This is a genomic window from Protofrankia sp. Cr1 (genome assembly GCF_963555865.1).
Lineage (GTDB): Bacteria > Actinomycetota > Actinomycetes > Frankiales > Frankiaceae > Protofrankia.
Map to the genome: position 1 here is coordinate 14,424 of NZ_CAUVXO010000035.1, position 4,566 is coordinate 18,989.

Sequence of the window (4,566 nt, forward strand, 5' to 3'; positions counted from 1 at the left end):
TTCGCGGTGACCCGGGCGACGTCCGCCGGGTCCGCGGACCGGACTGTCGACGGGATGAGTACCCACAGGTCACGCATGGGCAGATCGCGGTCGGCCAGTTTGTCCCAGCGGGTGAAATCCCGTGCCGACATGTGCGCGAGAATCACCGGGAAGACGATCCGTTCCTCCGCCGCGATGTGCCGTTCCAGCATGTCGCGCAATGTCTGCGCCACGCCGGCCAGATCCGTGCGGGCAGCGGTGGAGGCGGGGTCGGTGGCCAGGCGTCGGACCGTCGCCCAGAGCTCGTCGATGACCGGGGCGGCGTCGGCGTGGTCGCGGGTCAACGGCGTGAGGTCGGGGCAGTCCGGTGCGCAGGCGCTGATGAGAGGCCAGCCGAGCTCGTCCTCGGCCCGGTGGTGGCGGTGCAGGTCATCGACGAACACCCGGGCGAACGTCCGCAGGGTGCGCGCCTGCCGGGCCGTGAACGGGCTGCCGTCCCTCGCCAGTCGCCGCCCGAGCGTGGCCAGCTCACCGGCCTCGCGCACGATCGCCCGGTGGGTGAGGCGGTAGAGCTCGAGATCTGGTTCGGGATCGCCGGGGAGACGCGGCTGCACGGGGAACGGAAGACCATGTGGGCTCGGAGCGGTCTGTGACATTCCAGCGGCCTCTCATCACTGATTGTTACCTTTTTGCGGTCTTTTTCGGCCTACGACCAGAATGGACGGTGTGTGACCTTCGCGACAGCCGGTTGGCGATTGTCCCGGACGGATTCGAGTGGGTGTGGGGTCGCAAAGTTGTCGGTGCCGTCGGGCAGGATCGGGGGTGTGATCGACCAGACGACGCGGCTTCGGGACGTGCTGGGAGAGAAAACGGCGATCATGCTCGCCGATGCCCTCGGCCTGGAGACGGCCGGCGACCTGCTCGCGCATCTGCCCCGCCGCTATGAGGAACGCGGCGAGCTGACCGATCTCGCGAACCTGACGGTCGGGGAGGTGGTGACCGTGCAGGCGCAGGTCGTCAGCGCAGAGCGGCGTCCGATGCGGGAGCGCCGGCGTTCCATGCTGACGGTTACGGTGACCGACGGCCGGCACAGCCTGCTGGTGGTGTTCTTCAATCAGGTCCGGCAGACGCGCGACCTGCGCAGCGGCGTCACCGCGCTGTTCGCCGGCAAGGTGGAGGAGTTCCGCGGTCGGCGGCAGCTGACCAATCCCGAGGTGCAACTGCTCGACGCCGAGATCGCCGATGCGCAGGGGTGCGACGGCGCGGAGGGCTTTGCCGGCGGCCTCGTCCCGATCTATCCGTCGGCAATGAAGATCCCCAGCTGGACGATCGCCAAGTGCGTGCGGATGGTCCTCTCCGATCTCACCGAGATCGAGGATCCACTCCCCGCGGCCATCCGGTCCGAGCACCGGTTGGTCGGGCTGCTCGACGCCTACAGTCTGGTTCACCAGCCGTCATCGTGGGCGGACGTCACTCGCGGCCGGGCCCGGCTCAAGTGGGACGAGGCTCTCATCCTGCAGGTCGCGCTCGCGCAGCGTCGGTTCGACAACGAGCAGACCGCGGCGACCGCACGGCACGCCAGGCCCGACGGCCTGCTGGCCGCGTTCGACGCGACAGTGCCGTTTGCGCTGACCGCCGGGCAGCGCACGGTCGGCGAGACCATCGCGACCGAGATCGCCCGGCCGTTCCCGATGCACCGGCTGCTGCAGGGTGAGGTCGGTTCCGGCAAGACGGTGGTGGCGTTGCGGGCCATGCTCACCGCCGTCGACGCGGGCGGTCAGGCGGTACTCCTGGCGCCCACCGAGACGCTCGCCGCCCAGCATCTGCGCAGCCTGCGTGACCTGCTCGGCCCGTTGGGGCGGGCCGGCGAACTCGATGCCGCGCCGGGTGCGACCAGGATCGCCCTGGTGACGGGTTCCCTCGGGTTGAGGGCGCGGCGCGAGGCGCTCGCGGCCGTGGCGGACGGCAGCGCCGGTCTGGTGGTGGGCACGCATGCGCTCCTCGAAGAATCGGTGACCTTCCGCGACCTCGCTCTGGTGGTCGTGGACGAGCAGCACCGTTTCGGGGTCGAGCAGCGGGACGTGCTGCGGTCCCGGTCCGACCGCCCGCCGCACCTGTTGGTGATGACGGCCACGCCGATCCCGCGCACCGTCGCGATGACCGTCTTCGGTGATCTGGAAGTCTCCACGTTGACCGAGCTTCCCGCCGGCCGCTCGCCGATCGCCACCTTCGTCGTGCCCGCGGCCAACGAGGTCTGGACGGACCGGATGTGGGGCCGCATCCGGGATGAGGTCGCCGCCGGCCATCAGGCATACGTCGTCTGCCCGAGGATCGGCGAGGACCCCGCCGACCCCGCCGACCCCGACCCCGCCGACCCCGACCCCGACGCCACTGCCGACGGCGCGACCGAGGGCGGGCGCCGGCCGAGTGCCGCCGTTCTCGATGTGCTCCCCGCGCTGCGGGATGTGGAGCTTGCCGGGCTCCGGGTCGCCGCGCTGCACGGCCGTTTGCACCCGGAGGACAAGGACCGGGTCATGACGAGGTTCGCAGCGGGGGACATCGATGTTCTCGTGGCCACCACAGTGATCGAGGTCGGGGTCGACGTGCCCAACGCGACCGTGATGGTCGTGGCCGATGCCGACCGTTTCGGCATATCCCAGCTGCACCAGCTGCGCGGCCGGGTTGGGCGTGGCAGCGCGCCGGGATGGTGCCTGCTGTACACCGACGCCGAGCCTGGGTCGCCCGCCTGGGAGCGTCTGGCCGCGGTGGCTGCCACCTCCGACGGTGCGCAGCTCGCCCGGCTGGACCTCGCGCAGCGGCGCGAGGGCGACGTGCTGGGCGCGGCCCAGTCCGGTGGCCGCCGGGCCCTGCGCCTGCTGGAGTTGCTCAAGGATGAGGACCTCATCCTGTCCGCGCGGGACGCGGCTACCGCCCTGGTACGCGCCGATCCGGAACTCTCGGCGCATCCGGGCCTGGCCGCGGCGCTCGCGGCGACGCTCGACGAGACCACAGCCGCGTATCTGGAGAAGGGTTGACCAGGATCATCGGTGGTGTCGCACGCGGGCGGCCCATCCGGGTGCCGCCGGGGGAGCGGACCCGTCCGACATCCGACCGGGCGCGGGAAGGTCTGTTCAACACGCTTGCGTCGATAGTGGAGTTGCGCGGCGCGCGGTTCGCCGATCTCTATGCCGGCAGTGGCGCGGTCGGGTTCGAAGCGCTGTCGAGGGGGGCCTGCCACGCCCTGCTGGTCGATCAGTCGCAGGTTGCCGTGCGGACGCTGCGCGCGAACGCGGCGACCCTCGGGCTCGTCGGTGCGGAGATCGTCTGCCAACCCGTCCAACGTGTGGTGGAGGCCACACCGGGGCATGCTTTCGACGTGGTGTTTCTAGACCCTCCGTATAATCTTTCTGACGTAGCGTTGACGACCGTGCTTACTCGCCTGCATTCCCATTCCTGGCTGTATCCGGATGGTCTGTGCGTGGTGGAGCGATCGCGCCGCAGCGAGCCGCCCGGGTGGCCGGATGGTATGGTTACCGTACGTAATCGGACGTACGGCGAGGGGGTCCTCTGGTACGGTTCTGGATCATGAGAAAGGCTGTCTGTCCCGGTTCCTTCGACCCGGTCACCAATGGTCACCTTGACATCATCGGTCGTGCCAGCCGGCTCTTCGACGAGGTTGTCGTAGCCGTGCTCATCAACAAGAACAAGGCCAACCTCTTCACGGTGGACGAGCGGATCGAGCTGATCCGTGAGGCGGCGCGCGAGCATTCCAACGTGGTGGTCGAGTCCTCCCACGGCCTGCTCGTCGACTTCTGCCGCGCCCGCGGTATCCAGGCCATCGTCAAGGGCCTGCGGGCCGTCAGCGACTTCGACTACGAGCTGCAGATGGCGCAGATGAACCACTCGCTCGCGGGCGTCGAAACCCTGTTCATGAGCACGAACCCGCAGTACGCCTTCCTGTCGTCAAGCCTGGTCAAGGAGGTCGCGACCTACGGCGGGGACGTGTCGGGGCTGGTGCCGGACCTCGTGCTCAAACAGTTGGGCGAGCGTCTCGCGCAGTAGCCGTGTCACTCCCGGTAATGGAGGGCGTACCGTCATAGTCTGCCGCCTATGGCAGATCTCCATGGTGCCCTCGAGGCGATTGTCGCCATGGTCCTTGATGCGCGGGGAATCCCGCTGTCGGCGTCCTGCATCCTCAACCGTACCGAGCTGCTGACCGCGCTGGAGGACCTGCGCGGTCAACTGCCGGTGGAGATCGCCCAGGCCAGGCGAATTCTGGCTGAGCGGGACGGCATCCTCGACGACGCACGCCGGGAGCGGCACCGGATCGCCACCGACACCGACATCGTCCGCCGGGCCGAGGCCGAGGCCGAGCAGATGCTGACCCAGGCGCGGGACGCGGCGGATGCCGCGCGGTCGGAGTTCGACACCTATGTCGACGGGAAGCTGGCGGCCTTCGAGGTGATCCTGTCCAGGACTCTGGCCTCGGTTACCCGTGGCCGCGCACGATTGGCCCCCCCGCCGCCCGGCCCGCGGGACCGCGATGATCGAATCGCTGCCAGCCTGGACGATCGGATAGACTGGTAG

At 69.3% G+C, this 4,566-nt stretch carries 5 protein-coding genes; 4 read left to right on the plus strand and 1 reads right to left on the minus strand.

Annotated elements, in window-relative coordinates; genetic code table 11:
• On the minus strand, nt 1-593 hold a 593-nt coding region (locus U9980_RS05645), incomplete at its 3' end, for a hemerythrin domain-containing protein (RefSeq protein ID WP_322766976.1).
• Nucleotides 594-803: 210 nt separating this feature from the next.
• Here U9980_RS05645 and recG point away from each other — a divergent pair.
• Genes recG through U9980_RS05665 form a run of 4 tightly spaced genes read left to right on the plus strand, consistent with a single transcriptional unit; the run spans nt 804 to nt 4,566 of the window.
• The gene (gene recG / locus U9980_RS05650; RefSeq protein WP_322766977.1) at nt 804-3,014 is read left to right on the plus strand and encodes an ATP-dependent DNA helicase RecG; all 2,211 of its coding nucleotides are present in this window, start codon (nt 804-806) and stop codon (nt 3,012-3,014) included.
• Nucleotides 3,011-3,568: a 16S rRNA (guanine(966)-N(2))-methyltransferase RsmD gene (gene rsmD, locus U9980_RS05655; protein ID WP_322748325.1), complete on the plus strand. Its 558-nt coding sequence runs from the start codon at nt 3,011-3,013 to the stop codon at nt 3,566-3,568. The genes recG and rsmD overlap by 4 nt, the downstream gene beginning before the upstream one ends.
• Nucleotides 3,565-4,041, plus strand: coding sequence for a pantetheine-phosphate adenylyltransferase (coaD, locus tag U9980_RS05660; protein ID WP_322755595.1), 477 nt, complete (start codon nt 3,565-3,567; stop codon nt 4,039-4,041). The genes rsmD and coaD overlap by 4 nt, the downstream gene beginning before the upstream one ends.
• A 48-nt stretch (nt 4,042-4,089) precedes the next feature.
• Entirely contained in the window at nt 4,090-4,566 is a 477-nt protein-coding gene (locus U9980_RS05665) for a hypothetical protein (RefSeq protein WP_322766978.1), read from the plus strand.